This window comes from Helicobacter bilis (assembly GCF_900198365.1).
Classification (GTDB): Bacteria; Campylobacterota; Campylobacteria; order Campylobacterales; family Helicobacteraceae; genus Helicobacter_A; species Helicobacter_A bilis_B.
Window position 1 is genome coordinate 1 of sequence record NZ_FZMS01000059.1, and the last position, 19,396, is coordinate 19,396.

Annotated in this window: 15 protein-coding genes; 14 read left to right on the forward strand and 1 reads right to left on the reverse strand. The window is 34.5% G+C overall.

Features of this window, described 5'->3' with window-relative positions:
- Positions 1–206 precede the first annotated feature (206 nt).
- The 4 genes from C6H08_RS07910 (at position 207) to C6H08_RS07925 (ending at position 6,157) form a co-directional block, all read left to right on the forward strand.
- Complete coding sequence (locus tag C6H08_RS07910; protein ID WP_104686163.1) at positions 207–1,757, forward strand: FkbM family methyltransferase; 1,551 nt, start codon at positions 207–209, stop codon at positions 1,755–1,757.
- 311 nt (positions 1,758–2,068) lie between these two features.
- The gene (locus C6H08_RS07915; protein ID WP_034563050.1) at positions 2,069–3,364 is read left to right on the forward strand and encodes a hypothetical protein; all 1,296 of its coding nucleotides are present in this window, start codon (positions 2,069–2,071) and stop codon (positions 3,362–3,364) included.
- 314 nt (positions 3,365–3,678) lie between these two features.
- Positions 3,679–5,529, forward strand: coding sequence for an arginine decarboxylase (speA, locus tag C6H08_RS07920; RefSeq protein ID WP_004084312.1), 1,851 nt, complete (start codon positions 3,679–3,681; stop codon positions 5,527–5,529).
- A 19-nt stretch (positions 5,530–5,548) separates the two neighbouring features.
- Complete coding sequence (locus C6H08_RS07925; RefSeq protein ID WP_034563048.1) at positions 5,549–6,157, forward strand: hypothetical protein; 609 nt, start codon at positions 5,549–5,551, stop codon at positions 6,155–6,157.
- Between the two features lie 156 nt (positions 6,158–6,313).
- On the opposite strand, the gene C6H08_RS07930 is transcribed toward C6H08_RS07925, so the two are convergent.
- Entirely contained in the window at positions 6,314–7,486 is a 1,173-nt protein-coding gene (locus tag C6H08_RS07930) for a type II secretion system F family protein (protein ID WP_034579772.1), read from the reverse strand.
- 229 nt (positions 7,487–7,715) lie between these two features.
- On the opposite strand from C6H08_RS07930, the gene C6H08_RS07935 reads away from it, so the two are divergent.
- The 10 genes from C6H08_RS07935 to C6H08_RS07975 all read left to right on the forward strand — a co-directional run bounded on the left by C6H08_RS07935 (position 7,716) and on the right by C6H08_RS07975 (position 19,227).
- Complete coding sequence (locus tag C6H08_RS07935; protein WP_034579774.1) at positions 7,716–9,062, forward strand: TolC family protein; 1,347 nt, start codon at positions 7,716–7,718, stop codon at positions 9,060–9,062.
- Between the two features lie 19 nt (positions 9,063–9,081).
- On the forward strand, positions 9,082–10,206 hold the full coding sequence (locus C6H08_RS07940; RefSeq protein ID WP_052099996.1) for an efflux RND transporter periplasmic adaptor subunit: 1,125 nt from the start codon (positions 9,082–9,084) through the stop codon (positions 10,204–10,206).
- 69 nt (positions 10,207–10,275) lie between these two features.
- Entirely contained in the window at positions 10,276–13,347 is a 3,072-nt protein-coding gene (locus tag C6H08_RS07945; protein WP_034563044.1) for an efflux RND transporter permease subunit, read from the forward strand.
- A 140-nt stretch (positions 13,348–13,487) separates the two neighbouring features.
- Positions 13,488–14,546 carry a GDP-L-fucose synthase family protein gene (locus C6H08_RS07950; RefSeq protein ID WP_034579776.1) on the forward strand — a complete coding sequence of 353 codons (1,059 nt, stop codon included), beginning with the start codon at positions 13,488–13,490 and terminating at the stop codon, positions 14,544–14,546.
- Positions 14,547–14,574: 28 nt separating this feature from the next.
- A complete protein-coding gene (locus C6H08_RS07955) occupies positions 14,575–15,861 on the forward strand; it encodes a DegT/DnrJ/EryC1/StrS family aminotransferase (protein WP_104686164.1) in 1,287 nt (428 codons plus the stop codon).
- A 1-nt stretch (position 15,862) separates the two neighbouring features.
- Entirely contained in the window at positions 15,863–16,408 is a 546-nt protein-coding gene (locus C6H08_RS07960) for a dTDP-4-dehydrorhamnose 3,5-epimerase family protein (RefSeq protein WP_034563162.1), read from the forward strand.
- Positions 16,409–16,691: 283 nt separating this feature from the next.
- Positions 16,692–17,153, forward strand: coding sequence for a rhodanese-like domain-containing protein (locus C6H08_RS12035; RefSeq protein ID WP_034579778.1), 462 nt, complete (start codon positions 16,692–16,694; stop codon positions 17,151–17,153).
- 56 nt (positions 17,154–17,209) lie between these two features.
- The gene (locus C6H08_RS12040) at positions 17,210–17,677 is read left to right on the forward strand and encodes an adenine nucleotide alpha hydrolase family protein (RefSeq protein WP_233708537.1); all 468 of its coding nucleotides are present in this window, start codon (positions 17,210–17,212) and stop codon (positions 17,675–17,677) included.
- 87 nt (positions 17,678–17,764) lie between these two features.
- Complete coding sequence (locus tag C6H08_RS07970; protein ID WP_034579779.1) at positions 17,765–18,679, forward strand: restriction endonuclease; 915 nt, start codon at positions 17,765–17,767, stop codon at positions 18,677–18,679.
- Entirely contained in the window at positions 18,679–19,227 is a 549-nt protein-coding gene (locus C6H08_RS07975; RefSeq protein ID WP_034579780.1) for a hypothetical protein, read from the forward strand. The genes C6H08_RS07970 and C6H08_RS07975 overlap by 1 nt, the downstream gene beginning before the upstream one ends.
- Positions 19,228–19,396: the final 169 nt, after the last annotated feature.

Here is a 19,396-nt window from a genome sequence, read left to right on the forward strand (position 1 = left end):
AAAAGGTAGTGGAGAGAGGTTTGTGTGGTGTAGAAAAATTAAAAAAAAATTATAAAATAAATTAAAAAAAAAAAAAAAAAAAATAAAAAAAATAAAAAAAAAAAGAGAATATTGTGGGATTGGTTATTTTTTTTTTTTTAATTAAAAAATGTTAAATAGAAAAGTAAGGAAAAGAGGGGGGGGGGGGGGGGGATAAATATGATAGAGTGTTTATCCACGAGTCTAGCCCATTTAGAAACAATGATTACAAGCGATTAATATGGGGACAAAATCCGTATGTAGATGGTTTTACAGATGCACCACCTACACCACGCAAAGATATTACAGATACTTTTTCTCTTTCATGCAATCTACTAGATAATCTAATGTTGTCCTATGGTCTTGATGATGGCAGACGATTACATGAACCAGAGATCTATTATACTCCAAAATTTAGAGAGGAATACAATAAGGTCATTTTTGATCCAAATTGGATTTCAAATAGTGGGGATACATTTGATTTAGCTGATGTTGTTACCTACTTTCATCATAACAATATTCATATTGATGCTGTAATGGCGGATTTAGGTGGCAAAAGATGCTTTGATAATCGCGTAGATTCAGAGATTATTCGCACAGAAACTATTTGGGATTTTTGCGATCTCATTTATTCAGCTAAAGCAATGTATTGCTTTGCTACTGGGACCGCAACCTTAGCGGCAGCACTCAATAAGCCTATAAATGTTTTTGTAAGTAGTGATGTAAGCTATATATTCATGCACTCTGTGTTGCATTCATATATCCCTTTGCGTGCAAACAAATATATACGCAAGGAATGGAAACGCAAGGTTTTTAATATACCGCTAAGAGTGTCTTTACGCAGAAAAGATATTGATAGAATGGCACGATTTATACCAATAAAATCTATGAAAAAAGGTTTTAAAAATGCATTCATAAGTAAAAACCTACATCATTTAAAACCCTATATACCACATACTTCCACAGAAGAAGTAGATAATATTGTAAATATCGCAAAAGCCATACCTATACATGAAGATTCTGTTAAAAACACAGCTAACAAAAATATGGGGGGGGGGGGGGTAACCCATGTGTTTGAGTTTGGATCGCGATATGGCGAAGACAGCGTGGCGTTTGCAAAAACACTTGCTAAAAATAATTTAAATGCTTGTATATGGAGTTTTGAATGCAATGAAAATACATTGCCTGCTTGTCGCCGCAATGTTTCACTCTATTCAAACATAACATTAACAGAAGCCGCAGTATCACAAAGTGATGATTATATTAGTTTTTATCCCATTAATGCACAGCATACAAATACAACTCACTCTGATGGCAATCAAGGTGCAAGCTCTACACTCAAGGCTTCTGGTAAGTATCCTATAGAAGATTATGTGCAAGATGAAGTGCGTGTAAAATCTGTGCGACTGGATACTTTTATGCAGCAAAATAATATCCCATGTATTGATATTTTATGGATGGATATACAAGGTGGGGAGCTTGAAGCACTAAAGGGGCTAGGTGAAAGAATTCATAATGTAAAACTCATTTACACAGAAGTTGAATTTATGGAGTTATATGAAAATCAACCCTTATTTGATGATATAAAGTGCTATCTTGAAGCAAGAGATTTTATTTTCTTGGGACTTGTTGGTGCAAGCGAATATTTTGCTAATGCCCTTTTCATACAAACGAAATACTATAATGATAATGTAAAAGCAGTATTAGAAAATTACAAAACACAACAATGGCTTGTGTAAAAATGTAAGTAAATTCTGTATCAAGTTTAAATGAGTGGCAAGATGATGGATTTCGTTTTAAATCTATGTATATGGTTTCATCGAATCTTACACCCATTTTATTCCTATTTTATTTGTATAATTCTATATATTCACAGGTGCAAATAGGCTGTAATCACAACATATAGCGTCATGTCCATTCACTCAATCATATCAACAAAAAAATCAATATGCTAATTCAATCCCAGCACAAGCAAATAAAGACAACAACAACTTTACATTTTTATCATACAATGCAATGCTAGAGATAATGGCAACAAAATAGGTAGACAATGACAACAAAACATGGCACAAAACGCAAGGTATATGACTATACACATAGAGTTCAAACGCTAGATTCTATAAATTATCTTAAGCTACATGCGACTTTTTGCCTTATTTTACTACTTGATGTAGCCTTGCTTTGCTTTATGACTAGCCAAACAAGCATATATATTAGAGAAGCATATAACTTTTTTAGTAAAGATTCCCTGCCAAGCTATCTTGCAAATATCGGCGTGTCTTTTATACAATACATTTTTCATAACCCATTATTTAATGACTATGGCATGCGTCTGCCCTTTATATGTTTGCATATACTTAATTGCATACTGATGTATAGTATTTCACTACATATCTTGCATAAAAGTAGCGATTCGATTGCATGTGTGCTACTTTTTATGGCGATACCGGGCGTATCAGCCCAAGCTTTAGTTCTCTCTTACATGGGGATTTTAACACTTTTATGCTTACTTATTGTGTATTTTCAAGTGCGTTACAAACGCATTGCCTATGAGTTATTTATCATTGCTGTATTTTTAGATTCTGGTGCAGCAATCTTGTGTTTAGCTCTCTTTTTTTACGCACTCTTAAAGCGAAAAACCTATACAATGGTTTTTAGTATGATATGTTTTGGTGTTAATATGTATCAATTTGCACCTATACATGGCATCCCAAATTCATATTTTTTCGATACTTTGGGGCTTATGTCGCTGGTTTTTACGCCTGTATTGTTTGTATATTATGTCGCTGCTACTTATAGCTACACTTTTAAAAAGTCCCCATTATTATTGCATCTCATACCATTTGTTGGATTTTTATTTATCATGCTGTTTTCAACACGGCAAAAGATTGAGATTGAGAGTTTTTTGCCGCCATTATGCGTTGGGATTCCATTTTTTATGCAAAAGATTCTCTTTGACTTGCGTTCTCATTTGCCACAATTTAGAATGCGATATAAGATTCGCATTTATGGGCTTATTTTATTTTTACTATTTGGAAATATAGCTCTTTTTGGCAATAAAATTACCTATTATATAAGTAATGTGCAACATAACTTTGCTTATTCGTTTTATGAAGCAAAAGATATAGCAAAGGAATTGTATAAGCGAAATATAACACATGTCAATGTGCCAAATAGTGATTTAGCCCTGCGACTTAACTTTTATGGTATCAATACAGACATAAAAAACAATCCGCCAAAATACACACTCACAGCAAACAATAAAGGCTCTATCATAATAACTTATGGCAACACTAAAGTTGCACAATACGCCCTTATCCCTTATAAAACCACGCATAAAAAGTAGGGATAGATTCTTATGTGATTTTACCTTGTAGTTGCATAGAATCTTTAGAGGTTATGCAAGTGTTATTGTTATGTATCGCAAAGTATCACTAGATCAAGTAATAAAAGATTACAATAAACCTTATAAAAAAGGTAGCTATCAAGTTTTTATATTACTCTACTCAGCAGTATTTCCCAAAAATATCACAACCAAGTCATTTATGAAAGTATTTTTTCATTTTTAATTAAAATTTGCTAGAATCTGTGCTTCATGTTTTAAAGCTTTTTGCTATCCATAGCAAAGCAAATAACGAAGTGTTAGAATCTGGAGGCATTATGGTTGATTATGGCATTAAATTTTGGTCAAATGATGATTTCATTATCGATGATGGTGTGGTAAAGGTGAATTATAAAGTAAAACCCGCTCTCATTGATATTGTAAAAGAAGCAAGAGAAAAAGGCTATAAAGGACCACTGCTTTTAAGATTCCCGCATTTAATAGAAAATCAGATCACAAAGGTTTATGATGCTTTTCATACCGCCATTAAAGAGTATCAGTATCAAGGCTGTTTCAAAGCTGTATTCCCCCTAAAAGTTAATCAAATGCCAAATTTTGTCCTGCCTTTAGTCGAGCTTAGCAAAGGCAAATGCTATGGCTTAGAAGCAGGAAGTAAATCAGAGCTTATTGTAGCTATGGCTTATACAAACAAGGGTAGCCCGATAACTGTGAATGGCTTTAAAGATAAAGAGATGATTTCACTAGGTTTTATCGCAGCAAATATGGGGCATGATATTACGCTCACAATAGAGGGGCTAAATGAGCTAAAAACTATTATTGAGATTGCAAGTGAGATGGCAGAGCCTTATCCTAATATTGGCTTAAGGATACGACTACATAGCGTTGGCACGGGCATTTGGGCAAAAAGCGGGGGTATTACCTCTAAGTTTGGACTAACTTCAACAGAGCTTTTAGAAGCTATGAAAATGCTAGAGCATTCAAAACTTCTGCATAAATTTACCATGATACATTTTCATATCGGCAGTCAAATAAGCGATATTTCACCGCTAAAAAAGGCGATTAGAGAAGTAGGCAATATTTATGCAGAGCTTAGGAAAATGGGAGCAAAGAATCTTACCGCAGTAAATATTGGCGGTGGTTTAGCAGTGGAATACGCACAGCATGAAAGTATGAATTGCAAAAACTACACTTTGACAGAATTTAGCGGCGATGTCGTCTTTAGCTTAAAAGAGATAGCAAAGAATAAAAATGAGTTAGAGCCAGATATTTTTATAGAATCTGGTCGCTTTATATCTGCTTCACATGCGGTTTTGGTAGCCCCTGTGCTAGAGCTTTTCTCACAAGAGTATGAAGAGAGTGCGTTGAAATTAAAAGAAGATTCTAATCCTCCGCTTGTAGAAGAGCTAAATGACTTATATAACTCTATCACAGAGAAAAATGCGATTGAATATTTACATGATAGCCTTGATCACATGGAATCTTTACTTACACTTTTTGACTTAGGCTATATTGACCTAAAGGATAGAAGTAATACCGAAGTGCTAGTGCATTTGATTATCAAAAAAGTGATTAAGCTTTTAAAATATAAAAATCATAATGAGATTCTAAAGATACAAAAAAGCGTGCAAGAGAGATATTTGCTTAATTGTAGCTTTTTTCAAAGTTTGCCAGACTACTGGGGATTGGAGCAGAACTTCCCCGTTATGCCGCTTGATAGGCTAAATCGGCGTCCAACGCGTGCAGCAAGCCTTTGGGATATTACTTGCGATAGCGATGGCGAGATTTCATTCAATCCGCAAATGCCCCTTTTCTTACATGATGTCGATGTGTCAAAGGAAGAGTATTTTCTAGGCTTTTTTCTTGTTGGAGCGTATCAAGAAGTGCTAGGTATGAGACATAATCTCTTTACGCACCCAACAGAATTTAGCGTTATCTTTGATGATGAGTTAAATAAAGGCTATGAAATCGCAAATCTATTAGAAGCCCAAACAATAGTCGATGTGCTAGATGACCTAGATTATGATACAAAAGAGATTGAGAGAATCTTAAAGCAGCATATAGAAGATAGTGATTTAGACATAGAGACAAAAAAGGCGGTGCTAGGCAAACTCTATGTTATGCTAAGTGAGAATGGCTATCTAAGGACAATCAGCACAGACACATTATAGGTTTTTTGGAGGGGATTTCATGCGTTTTGCATATAGATATATATTAGCTTTTATGGTGTGTGCTGGTCTTATGATAGCGGATTCTAAAGTAGATTCTAAAAAGGATTCTATAAACAAAACAGCCACTTATAAAAATACAGAATCTAGCCCAAAAGAACACTGGCTAGAAGCAACCATAAAACGCATAAAACTACTATTCAATCAAAACAACTTTGTAGAAGATGCAAAATGCGATGAGACTTGGCAGAAAAGAGTGTGTGATGGCAGCATTATGTGTTACGCTACAAAGTGCTTTTATCCACAAGCAGATATTGAAATGATGCATAGAATCTTTTTAGAAAATCTAGTCATTTACTTAAAACACCATCACGCAGCAAGGGAGAAAGACCGCATAGCACACCTATCAAATATCTCAAAACTAGGCTTACCACAGGATAATAAAGAACACGACTATACTTTCATAAACTCATACAATGTAAAATGCACCTATACGCTTTGGAAAAAAGATGATAAGACACTTTTTTTTGATCTAAGCGGTTGTTTAAAAAAGAAAAATCAAAGAATGACACGCACACTCATACAAGATGACTTAGGTGTAATAGAACTATACGAGCATATTGCGTATTAGATTCTGGGCTGTAAATGGCGACCGCGAAACTTACGAAGAGGGTGCTGATAGATTAGTTTCTTATTATTTTGAACTTTTAAAAAAAATAAAATATCCCTTGGAAATGCCAATACTTACACACAATAAGAAAAACGCTGGAATCTGTGCTTATAGAATCTAAATCGCTACTTCTAAAAGCTGCCACATGGGTGCTACTATGCTATATGCAAGTCCTGCGATTAGGATTCCCATAGTAATTGTTGCAAAAGGTTGCGAGAGTATTTGCAAAGTTTGCAGGGATTGTGTGAATCTATCTTTATAGAATCTTGCATTCAATTCTAGGGCTTTATCTAGCATTCCGCTTTGTTCTCCACTTTGTAGTAATGCGATATTTGCGATTTTTATATCAATGCTATTTAGGGCTTGACTTAGCGGTATGCCTTTGTCTAACATAAAGCTTAAGTGGGAAATTTTTTGTTGCAATACGCTATTGTGTATCAATTTTTCACACTGCACAATACTATCCATAAATGGCACTTTACTTTTTAAAAAATAATGCAACCCCAAAAAATATATATAAAGCCAATAATCAGTTACTACATGATTAATGAAAGGAATATGCAATAAGATTCTATCTCTAACTAACTTTTTATTCAAAAATATAAAACAAAAAATAATAAAAATTAGAATACAAGCAAGTGTCTCAAATATATAACTTTGTAAAAAGCTAGATATTTTAAGAGTAAGTTCTGTCAAAAAAGGTAAATTCGCACCCAATTCATTATAAAGACTAGCAAACTCTGGAATCACAAAAAAAGCAAGCACAAAAAATACACATAAAAAGCTAAAAATAAGCAGTATTGGATAAATCATAGCATTACGCAAAGCTTGTATATATGAGTTTTTCTGTGATATTTCTTTCGCACATAACTCACAAGTCTCTTGCAAAAATCCACTCTTTTCACCAATGCTAAATAACGCTACCACAAGACTCCCGCAAGTATTTATATGCTTTTGCAAGGCACTAGAAAGCGTATCGCCTTTTTCTAGTGCATGAATCATAGATTGCAATAACGCCGCATTTTCCTTAAAATATAGTTCTTTTTTTATGGATTGTAAAATAGAGATTAAATGCAAACCCGAAGTGTAGCTAAACCCAAGCTGCCAAAAAATCCTTTCAAGTTCTTGTGTTTTATTACCATATCGCATAAAAAGGCTAACTTCGTTTATATTTGTAACAAGGAAATTTTTTTGCAACATTTTTTGCTTTGCTTCCTCTGTGTTTTTAGCAAAGATGTATCGCACACCTTGCGTGTTTATGCTTTGATAATTGCATTTAAAAAGTGGCATAGCTATCCTAGATATAAAGTTATGTATAACTATAACAAAATTACAGCTTTTTATAAAATGTATGTTTCACTCTAATGTAAAATTTTTGTAAAATATTAGTGAAATGATATAATGATAACTTTTTTTATACTAAAATAAAAGCTTTATTTTTTGAGATTTATTACTTTTTCTATGGATAAATTCAATATTTTAGAGTAGCAGATTAAGGCACAACATAAAGGGAGAATGAGTGCAGACAACGCAGGGTTTTCTACGAAAATATATGTATGTGATTGGCTTTTTTTGTGTGTATCACATATCACTTTTTGCACAAACTTTTGAGTTGCAAGATTTTGTAAAAGCCATTGATAAAAATGCAATTTCATTAATCGATAATAAAGCACAATTTGAAAGTATGCTAGCTGAAAGGAAATCAAGTATTGCATGGGAATATCCTACAATAGAGGCAAGTGGAAACACAGCGAAAGACACCAATAAATCTGGGGTAGAATGGGATATGGCAATCGTTGCTAAACCAAAACTCTGGTGGGTAAATGCCCTTTTAAAACAAAGCTTGCAAGCAAAAGGGGAGCAATATCAAAAGACACATAATCTGCTTAGAAATCTTAACTTTATCAATGCAAAACGCATTTATCTTACCTATGTGGCTACAAAAGAGAAATATCGCTATTATCTTAAAAGGGAAGAAAACTTTTTAAAGCTACTTCATATCGCAAAAAAAAGGCTAGAGGGCGGGAGTATCAGTAGAAAAGATTATGTAAGCTTTGAGGTGGCTTATCTAGATTCTACTCTAGCGAGTGTAGCGGTGAGAAATGAGCTTTTAGAGTTACAAAAAAATCTTTTTATGTTTATGGGTTTAGATAAGCAGCATTACGCACATATTTCAACGAATAAAGATAATACAAATATGCTATATGCGATTGAAAAGGAATTACATAGCATAGAAAATATAGAAAATGATGATAGCGATACAAAGCATAATGAGATTATTATAAAAGGTTTAGAGTTTCAATTTATCGACATGCAGCAGAGCTTGCTAGACCAAAAGATTCAGTCTTCACTCTATACTGAAATACTAGATTCTCAAACAAAAGAATATAAATCTCTAGCACAATATGAGGGACAGAATCTATGGGGAAATTTAGAGGTAGGCATAGGGGTGAATCACTCACTCTCAAGCTATAATCCATCTTTGCAGACTACGATTCCCCTGCCTGTTACAAGGAAACAATCGCATTTAAAAGCAAAATATATGGCTTTAGAATCTGGCACACTTGCAAAGACAAATATTACAAAAAAGCAAATTGCCATTAAAGCAAAAGCATATCTGCAAGAATTAGCCCTGCAAAGAAAATACATTGACATTGCAAAGCAAAACACACAAGCAAAGCAGCATTTAGCAGAGCTTAATCGCTTGGGCTATGAGGCACAGCAGGTTACTCTTTTTGAGTATATCACACAAGAAAACGCATTTGTAGATTCACAAATTGCCCTTGTCAATTCACAGATAAAATACATTGATATAGTCGCACTCTTAGAAGAGACTTTAGGCGAGAGTTTCACAAAAATAGATTAAAAAGATGAAAGGAAAAGCCATGATACAAGCAAACTTTTATAAAACTTTACAGAATCTTTTTGTGCTATTTAGCATATTTTTTATACCGCTTTATGCGGATACAGCAAAATATGAGAAAATAGAATTAAAAGATTCTGAAATGAAGGCAATGGGCGTTGGAATCTTTACTATTAAAAACACTTCAAATGAAAGGGGTGTGCCTTTCTCTGCAGTAGTAGATTTTGATGATAAAGATGGTTATACGCAAAATTCAAGCCTTGAAGTTGTCGTGGTGAATCTCTATAAAAGGGCTGGTGAGAGTGTGAAAAAGGGAGAGCCTATTGTAGAGATTAGCTCAAATGCTTTGAGTGAGCTTTACTTCTCACTGCAAAATACTCGCAGTAGATTCCAAATCGCACAAGAAGTAGAAAGGAAAGATAAAGACTTATTACGGCAAGGGGTTATCTCACAAAGAGCGTATCAAACAAGCTATCTTACTATGAATGAGCTTCGCTTGAAAATGAATGAAATCCGATCATCTTTTAATATCTTTGGTATTAATCCAGATAATCCACGCGGGCAATATGGCTTTCTTGTTCGTGCTAGTGGTAGCGGGACACTAAGCGTTGTGCCAACGCAGATTGGACAAAAGATCCCCGCTTTTACGCCTTATATAAGGATTGCAAAGCCTGATAATGACAATGTGCTTTTACGCATAAGAGTGCCGCAAAATAGGCTTAAAAGTGTGCAGCAAGGATTCTCTGTATTTAATGATAAGGGTGATAAAATAGGTATTATTGAAAGCATTTCAAGTGTTATTGATAAGCAAACAAATACCATTAGTGCGGTAGCAAGAGTGGAGGCAAAGGGCTTTAAAGTCGGTGAGATAGTAGAGATTTATGTGGCAGGGTCAGTAGGTGGTAGTGCGGTTGTGATACCTGATGATTGCTGGATTAAATATGATAATGACTATCTTGCATTTATTCAAGTAGAAAATGGATTTAAACCCACTACAATAAACATTTTGGAAGAGAGAGATGGTGCGGCTGTGGTAGAGGGAGATGGATTAAAAGTTGGCACAAAAGTGGCAAAAGGCTCACTTGTTTTGCTAAAAGGTGTTATGGCTGGACTAGGTGAAGATGGGAGTGAAGGTAATGGTCATTAATTGCATAGCAGGATTTGCCAAGATTTTTTTGCTTAATACTTCAGTGTATATATAAGGGAGTGGCTAGATATGCTTACAAAAATCATTGAATTTTCTTTGCGACAAAAGATTATCGTTACAATCCTTGCATGTCTTTTACTTGCCTATGGTGTGTTTAGCTTTGTGAGAATCCCAATCGATGCTTTCCCTGATGTAAGCTCTACGCAAGTAAAAATCATTATGAAAATGCCCGGGGCTTCCCCTGAAGAAGTAGAAAATCGTGTTGTGCGACCTTTAGAGCTTGAGCTATTAGGATTACAAGGGCAGACTTCACTAAGAAGCACAAGTAAATATGCCATTGCAGATATTACTATTAACTTTGAAGATTCTGTAAATATGAATATCGCAAGGCAAATGGTGAGTGAGAGATTAAGCACTGCTATGTCTGAATTACCAGCAGGTGTGAGTGGTGGTTTAGCCCCGATTGTAACGCCTTTGAGTGATATGTATATGTTTACCATTGAAGGCAATATTACAGAAACTGAAAAAAGGCAGCTGCTTGACTTTACTATCCGCCCAGCCTTAAGAAGTATTAAGGGTGTAGCCGATGTGAGTAGCTATGGCGGCTTTGCAAAGGCTTATGTTGTGATTCCAGATTTTCATGATATGGCAAAGCTTGGCATTTCTATATCAGAGTTAGAATCTGTGCTGCGTGAGAATCTAAAAAATGATGGCGCGGGGATAATCAATCGCCCCGGTGAAATGTATCTTGTAAAAATTGAAAGTGCAGCAAAAAACATTAAAGACATTGAAAATATCTCAATGCCTACACAAAATGGCTATGTGCAGATAAAAGACTTCGCTCAAGTGGTAGAAAATCATCGCACAAGACTAGGCTTTGTAACAATAGATGGCGAGAGAGAAACGACTGAAGGAATCGTGCTAGGATTAAGGGGGGCAAACTCTAAAAATACCATTGAAATGGTAGAAAAAAAGCTTGATGAAATTCGGGCTAATCTCCCACCAGATGTGCAAATAAATACTTTCTACAATCGATCTGATTTAACGCAAAAGGCAGTAGATGCCGTGATTAAAGTCCTTGCAGAAGCCATTGTGCTTATTGTTATCGTTTTATTTTTATTCTTAGGGGATTTGCGTGCGGCTGTTGCTGTGAGTGTTATTTTACCCCTTGCTTTATCCGTTGCCTTTGCGTTAATGGAGAAAAATGGCTTAAGTGCGAATTTAATGAGTTTAGGTGGGCTTATAATCGCTGTTGGAATCTTAGTAGATTCTGCAGTTGTTGTGGTGGAGAATGCCTTTGAGAGATTAAGCCATGAGCAAAATCTAACAAAGATTCACACAATCTATCGCGCTTCAAAAGAGATAGCCCCATCTGTTGTAAGTGGGATTATTATTATTATCGTATTTTTTGTGCCTATTCTCACTTTAGAGGGCTTAGAGGGGAAAATGTTTGTGCCTTTGGGAGAGACTATTGTGTATGCTCTTATTGGCTCACTTATACTCTCTATCACGGTTATCCCTGTTATGTGTTCGTTTGTCTTAAAGTCAAAACCACATAAAGAAACGATTTTATTGCGTGGGATTGAGTATTTATATCACCCTATGCTTAAGTTTTGCTTAAATAATGGTCGCATTGTAATGATTGGCTCACTTGTATTCCTTGTGTTTGCTTTCTCGCTTTTTCCCTATATTGGCAAGGCTTTCATGCCGACACTTGATGAGGGCGATATTGTATTATCCATTGAGACAACACCATCAACTTCTATTGATGAATCGCGTGATATTTTACTTAGAATCACAAAAGAAATTAAAGATTCTGTCCCTGAAATTAAAACCATTATTACGCGTGCTGGTGCTGATGAATTAGGACTTGACTTAGCTGGATTCTATCAATCAGATTCATTTATCATCTTAAAGCCAAAAGATGAGTGGGAAGCAAAAAGCAAAAAAGAAGTGATTGATAAGATACATAATGCTGTAAAAGATTTTAAAGGTGTTACATTTATTGTAACCCAACCTATTGACATGCGTATTAGCGAAATGGTAACAGGTGTGCGTGGTGATGTAGCCATTAAGATTTTTGGATCTGATATTGATGAGTTAAATAGCTTAAGCACACAAATCGCTGATATACTAAAGGATATAAGGGGCAGTAAAGAAGTCTATACCGCATTGAATAAAGGTGTAAATTACTTTTATGTAACACCACAGCGAGAGAAAATGGCACGAACAAATATTAGTGTCGAAGAGTTTTCAAAATTTATGAAAAGCTCATTAGAGGGCTTATTTATCGACTATATACCGCAAGGCTTTGCAAGGACACCTGTGCTTATCCGTCAATCAAGCGATATTGCTTATGATGTATCAAAGTTTCAAGGCTTAGAGTTAAGCTCTGAAGATGACTTGGTTGTGCCTATTAACTCTGTGGCAGAGATTAGGGCAGTTGATGGTCCAATCAGCATTATGAGAGAGCAAAGCAGTCGTGTGGGCGTTGTAAGAAGTAATGTTGAAGATAGGGATTTAGGTGGCTTTGTCGAAGAGGCTATGGCAAGGATTAGTGCGGAAGTAAAACTGCCCGATGGTTATAGCCTTACTTATGGTGGGCAGTTTGAAAACCAGCAAAGGGCAAATGCGCGTTTTAGCACCGTTATCCCCCTAAGTATTTTAGTGATATTTTTTATTTTATTCTTTACATTCCGCTCTATTACGCTTTCACTCATGATTCTATTAAACATTCCATTTGCGGTAACAGGCGGCTTAATATCTTTATATCTATCAGGTGAATACATGTCAGTACCAGCGAGTGTAGGCTTTATCGCATTATTTGGTATTGCCGTGCTAAATGGGCTTGTTATGGTAGGCTATTTTGTCCAGCTTATTAAAAAGGGACACAGCATTGATGAGGCAGTAGAAATGGGTGCAAAAAGAAGACTTAGACCGGTTTTAATGACAGCAAGTATTGCAGCACTTGGACTTGTGCCTATGCTTATTGGCGGTGGTGTTGGCAGTGAAGTCCAAAAGCCCTTAGCAGTCGTTGTGCTTGGCGGACTTGCTACCTCAACAGCACTCACACTACTTATCTTACCACCAACATTTAAAATGATTGCAAAACGCTTTAAGATTATTGATGGAGAGCAGTAAGACTAGATTTTGTATAATTAGCCCTTTTGACTTAAAATATCTTAAGCATTATCTTGTAATTTATATGCTATGATTTGACTTTTTGAATATAGCATTAGGTTATGTTTAGTCGCAATATGCTAACAATTAGGAATATAGGAATGACAAAAGATTCTAAAATCTATATAGCTGGACACACAGGACTTATAGGTTCAGCCGTGCTTAAAAAACTACAAAACATGGGATTTAATAATCTAGTTGTAAGAACTCATAAAGAATTAGACTTATTAAATCAAGCTTTAGTTGGTGATTTTTTCGAGCAAGAAAAACCAGAATATGTATTTTTCTGTGCGGCTAAAGTTGGTGGCATGGTGGCACAATTGCAGAATAGAGCGAGTTTTTTATATGAGAATCTTACTATGCAAAATAATGTAATCCATTATGCCGCTAAAAATAATACAAAGAAGCTATTATATCTTGGCAGTATTTGTATCTATCCGGAATTTGTGCCATTACCCATAAAAGAAGAATATATTTTTCAGGGTGATTTGCAATATAATAATGAGCCTTATGCGATAGCAAAGATTAGTGGTTTAAAATTATGTGAATTTTATAGTATTCAATATGGGGTGCAATTTATACCGGTTATGCCTGTAAGTGTGTATGGCTCAAATGATAATTTTGACTTAGAAACTTCTCATGTTCAAGCAGCCATTTTTAGAAAAATATATTTAGCAAAATTGCTTCATGAAAATAGATATGATGAATTATTGAAAGATTTAAATCTAAAAACTATTGAAGAAGCTAGAATCTATCTTTCTAAATTTGGCATTGATGATAAGCAGGTAATGCTTCTTGGAACTGGAAATACGAGTAGAGAATTTTTACATTGTGATGATTTAGCTAGAGCCTGCATTTATCTCATGCAACATAAAGATTTTAAAGACATTGCACAAAATATTGATGGGAAAATAAGAAATTCACATGTTAATATCGGCACTGGCGAAGAGATTAGCATTAAGAATCTAGCGTTCATGTTGCAAGAAATGCTAGATTATAAAGGGCAAGTTTTATTTGAAAGCACAAGTAAAAATGATGGTACATTGGCAAAAAGTATAGATTTAAGCAAGATACACGCATTAGGTTGGCGACATAAAATTACATTAAAAGAGGGTTTAAACATGATGTATAAAGATTATGTAAATGGGATTTACAAGTAAATCACCTATATTTTAAGAAAGGAAAAGCATGACAAAATATCCATTAAAAGGTTATCCATTAGCATCATCTACTTGGGATAGGCAAGAGTTACAGGCAATTCAAGAAGTTATTGATAATGATATATTTACTATGGGCAAAAAGGTAAGCGAATGTGAAAAAGATTTTGCAAAGTTTGTAGGATCTAAATATGCTGTGATGACAAGTTCTGGTTCAACTGCTAATTTAATAGCAACTGCAGCTTTGTTCTACACAAAGCACAATAAATTAAAAAGAGGTGATGAAGTCATTGTCCCTGCTGTATCTTGGAGTACAACATATTATCCTCTTTACCAATATGGTTTAAAATTAAGGTTTGTAGATATTGATTTAGAAACGCTTAATTATGATTTACAATCCTTGCAAGATGCAATCACAGATTCTACAAGAATGATTATGTGCGTTAATCTACTAGGTAATCCAAATGACTTTGATAGAATACGGGCTATTATAGCCGGTAGAGATATTATCTTATTGGAAGATAATTGTGAATCAATGGGTGCAGAATATAAAGGCAAGCAGGCTGGTACTTTTGGTGTTATGGGGACATTTTCTACATTTTTTTCACACCATATAGCGACTATGGAGGGTGGCTTTGTAGTTACTGATAACGAAGAGTTGTACCACATTCTGCTTTGTTTGAGAGCACATGGTTGGACTAGGAATCTACCAAAAGATAATTTAGTGGCACCAAAAAGCGATAGTTGGTTTCATGAATCTTTTCGCTTTGTTTTGCCCGGATATAATGTGCGACCAGTTGAGATGAGTGGGGCTATCGGCATTATGCAGTTAAAAAAGCTTCCCACTTTTTTAGAATATAGAAGAAAAAATGCAGAACTTTTTTGCAAATACTTTCAAAATCACCCCGATTTTATCATTCAAAAGCAAATTGGACTTAGCTCTTGGTTTGGCTTCTCTTTGATTATTCGCCCAGATTCTATGATAAAACGAGAGAATATATTGAAACAATTAGATAAAAACAATATCGAGTATCGACCCATTGTAGCGGGTGATTTTACACAAAATGAAGTGTTAAGCCATTTTGACTATGAGATACATGGTTCTTTAAAAAATGCAAAACACTTGCATAATAATGGCTTTTTTGTGGGGAATCATCAAGTAGATATTACAGATTCCTTGCATTTGTTAAAAGCAGTGATAGACGGGGGGGGGGGGGTAACTAACCCTTTAAATTCCTATATCAAACATTCTTTTGCTAATGATTCTATAAACAATAGGCATTTTAATCCAGCACTTCGCTTTGCAAGGAGTGCATAAAATGGCAATAGAATTTGACATAGCAGAATCTAAACTTTTGCAAGGCGTATATATTATTACACCAAATAAATTTAGAGATTTACGCGGTGAGATTTGGAGTATTTTTACAGAAGAACATATAGGCAAATTAATACCAAATAATATAAGATTCAAACATGATAAGATCATTACTTCATGCCATAATGTTTTGCGTGGCATACATGGGGATGTGAAAACATATAAGCTAGTTACCTGCGTGTATGGCGAAGTGCATCAAGTTGTGGTAGATTGCAGGAAAGATTCACAAACCTATCTTAAGTGGGAAAAGTTTATCATTAATGAAAACAATCAACAAATTATTTTAATACCGCCAAATATGGGAAATTCATATTATGTAAGTTCAAATCATGCAGTTTATTATTATAAACTTGCCTATGATGGGGAATACCTAGATGCACAAGATCAATTTACATACGCATGGAATGATGAGAAAATAGACATTAATTGGCCCACAACAAAACCGATTTTATCAGAGAGAGACATTATTGCAGATAGTCGCAATAGATAGAATAACCCATTCTTTTGTCATAAGTGTATCACTAAGATTCCATATTATTATTATGTATGCAAGAATTCTAAGCAAGTCTGCATTGTGTAAAAAATGTCATGTTATTTTGAAGCCCAAAACAATACTTCTATTTTTCAACCAAATTACACAATTATTGCTTTATTTAATTCTTACATAAAAGCTGCAAAATATTGTATCGTATGTAAATATTCTTGCTATAATGCCAATATTTTTGCAAGAGAAGTTTTTGATTGAGTATTTTTTAGTGTATGGAGTGTGAAGTTTGGATATATTAGCTTTAAATATAGAATCTTTTGCAAAGCAATATGCTACTTTCACTCTCATTGATACAAGAGCGACTACTACTTATAATGTCGCACATTTAAAAGATTCTATAAACTTAGCGACAAAAGATTCTATCTCTATCTTTATTCAAGAAAATTTTAATCTACAAGATTCTAATACAACTAACAATTTTAACTTATCCCCCCCCCCCATTAGTAAGCCGCTTTTATTTCTCTGCTTTTCAGCCAAGAAGGCAAAGGAATTTGCAAAGCTTTCTCTAGCGTTATTAGAGAATACACACTATCCCTTTAAAGAAGTGTATTACTTAGAATCTGGGGTTATGGAGCTATATGACTTTGGGTTTAGCTTTGTTGAGAATACAGCGAATAAACATACAAAAGAAACGCCGCTAAATGATATTATCACACAAACAAAAGATGAGTTAAAAAGGCAGTTTTAAGCACGACTCGTGCGTGGATTATCGCTTTTAGTGGTGGGAAAGATTCCACTTGTATTTTGCAGTTATTTTATGAAATGCTTGTAAGTTTGCCAAAGTATTTACAAAGGCAAAGCTATGCTATCGCCTCAAATACGCTTGTAGAAGCCCCACATATTGATACATTCTTACATAATGTGCTAGATTCTATAAACACTCACGCAAAAAATAATGATATTCCATTTAGCATTTTGCAAGTCTCGCCAAGTTTGCAAGATGACTTTTGGGTAAATCTTATCGGCAAAGGCTATCCAAGTCCCACAAGGACATTTCGCTGGTGCACGGATAGATTAAAAATCACGCCAAGCAGAATAGAAGTAGCGAATATAACAAAACAGGCTGGTTCTGCCCTGCTTGTTTTAGGCACAAGAGAGCAAGAATCTACAAATAGAAAAAAGTCTATGCAAAAGCGGATTCTAAACAATCAAGGCTTCTCAAAACACGATGATTTTCCAAATACAATGACTTATGCACCCCTTAGCAAATGAAATTTATTGTCGTTGATTGCTTCATAATGTTATATTGTAATAATAAATTTTATAGTAGAATATGGGAATTTTTATTAAAGGACACAGATGACCCTGCATTATGTCAATGGTGGCGTGATGAGAAAAAATCTCAATAATCATTTTGATGAGTATTTCACAAAGCCAGAAGTTGCCAAAATGCTTTTTGAAAAGAGCAAAAAAATCATAGCAAAGTATGAAAATTTAGATAAATACACTTGGCTGGAACCAAGCGTTGGTGATGGGTGTTTTTACTCACTTTTGCCTGAAAATAGAATCGGCATTGATATAAATGCAAGTAAATTTGATATTTTACAAGGCGATTATTTGCAATTTGAATTGCCTAAAAAGCCCCTTATTGTGATAGGAAATCCACCTTTTGGACATCGTGGAGTGTTAGCCTTAGAGTTTATTAAGCATTCTAAAAATGCAGATTTTGTGTGTTTTATATTGCCGATGTTTTTTCAAAGTTTGGGTAAAGGCTCAGTGCGTTACCGCATAAAAGATTTTCATTTACTTCACGAAGAAGCTTTGCCACATAATTCTTTTTATCTTGAAAGTGGTAGGGAAAAAGATGTAAAATGTTGCTTTCAAATTTGGAGTAAAGATTATAAAAGTGAGAGGCAGGAATTTAGCTGGTATGCTCAAAAAGAAAAGCAAGAACCTTTTAGTGATATTCTAAAGGTAGTAACCGTGTCTTTAGCAAAAAATAGAGAGTGTGGCAAAGAATGGATTTTTAATAAAAAGGCAGATTTTTATCTCTCAAGCACATTTTTTAAAGAAAATGCAGTGGTAAAAGATTTTTCACAAGTCAAGTATAAAAGTGGAGTGGCGATTATTTATAACGACAATGCACCAAAAGAAAAGCTTAATGAGTTGTTTTTGAACGCAGATTGGATAAGGTATAGCTCACTTGCTACAAATGGTTGTAGGCATATTGGTAAATCACATATTTTTCAACTTTTAGCTGAATCGGGGTTTTAATGGACTTAGAAAAACTTTTATTACAACTTATAGAGCAAAAATATAACGAAGTGCAAAAGAAGCAAAAAAGCGGAATTTTTGAGAAAATTTTGCATTTTGAGGGCAATGCCATAGGGCAGATTGGTGAAAAATTTGTTAAAGAGGTGTTTAAGGCTATGAATCTACCACTTGATGAACTACCACAAGAAATTATCCACGATGAGTTTGACCTGCTTTCTCGTGGTAAAAAAGTGGAGATTAAAACCGCAAGAAAAGGCTTAAATAACAATACTTTTCAATTTAATGGAATCAATCCAAAATACAATTATAACTATATTATTTTACTAGGCATTACAACAGAGAGTGCGCATTATTACATTGTGGATAAGAAACAAGATTATTATTACAATCATACTTTAAGAAAAGAATATATTAAAGTTAATGGCAAAGATAAACAGCTTGTAATGATGAATCCGGGCAATCAGGTCAATCTTAAGCTGACATTGAATATAAAAGAGTTAAAGCCTATTGCTAGTTTTGCTGATGAATTAGAATATATTTTCAGCTAAATTAATAGAATACTCAATACGACTTAGAAGTTACAGAAAAATACATTCATACCTTATCCACTAAGATACAAGAACTACAAGAGAATATAGAACAAGCCCAAACTACACTGCACACACTTATCGCAAATACAGATAGTGAAAGAAAACTTCATATTAGCAATAAAGATAA

Excerpts from the sequence above, each read along its gene's own strand:
- C6H08_RS07915 (WP_034563050.1), top strand. The coding sequence starts at position 2,069 with ATGACAACAAAACATGGCACAAAACGCAAGGTATATGACTATACACAT.
- speA (WP_004084312.1), top strand. The coding sequence starts at position 3,679 with ATGGTTGATTATGGCATTAAATTTTGGTCAAATGATGATTTCATTATC.
- C6H08_RS07925 (WP_034563048.1), top strand. The coding sequence starts at position 5,549 with ATGCGTTTTGCATATAGATATATATTAGCTTTTATGGTGTGTGCTGGT.
- C6H08_RS07930 (WP_034579772.1), bottom strand. The coding sequence starts at position 7,486 with ATGCCACTTTTTAAATGCAATTATCAAAGCATAAACACGCAAGGTGTG.
- C6H08_RS07940 (WP_052099996.1), top strand. The coding sequence starts at position 9,082 with ATGATACAAGCAAACTTTTATAAAACTTTACAGAATCTTTTTGTGCTA.
- C6H08_RS07945 (WP_034563044.1), top strand. The coding sequence starts at position 10,276 with ATGCTTACAAAAATCATTGAATTTTCTTTGCGACAAAAGATTATCGTT.
- C6H08_RS07950 (WP_034579776.1), top strand. The coding sequence starts at position 13,488 with ATGACAAAAGATTCTAAAATCTATATAGCTGGACACACAGGACTTATA.
- C6H08_RS07955 (WP_104686164.1), top strand. The coding sequence starts at position 14,575 with ATGACAAAATATCCATTAAAAGGTTATCCATTAGCATCATCTACTTGG.
- C6H08_RS07960 (WP_034563162.1), top strand. The coding sequence starts at position 15,863 with ATGGCAATAGAATTTGACATAGCAGAATCTAAACTTTTGCAAGGCGTA.
- C6H08_RS07970 (WP_034579779.1), top strand. The coding sequence starts at position 17,765 with ATGACCCTGCATTATGTCAATGGTGGCGTGATGAGAAAAAATCTCAAT.
- C6H08_RS07975 (WP_034579780.1), top strand. The coding sequence starts at position 18,679 with ATGGACTTAGAAAAACTTTTATTACAACTTATAGAGCAAAAATATAAC.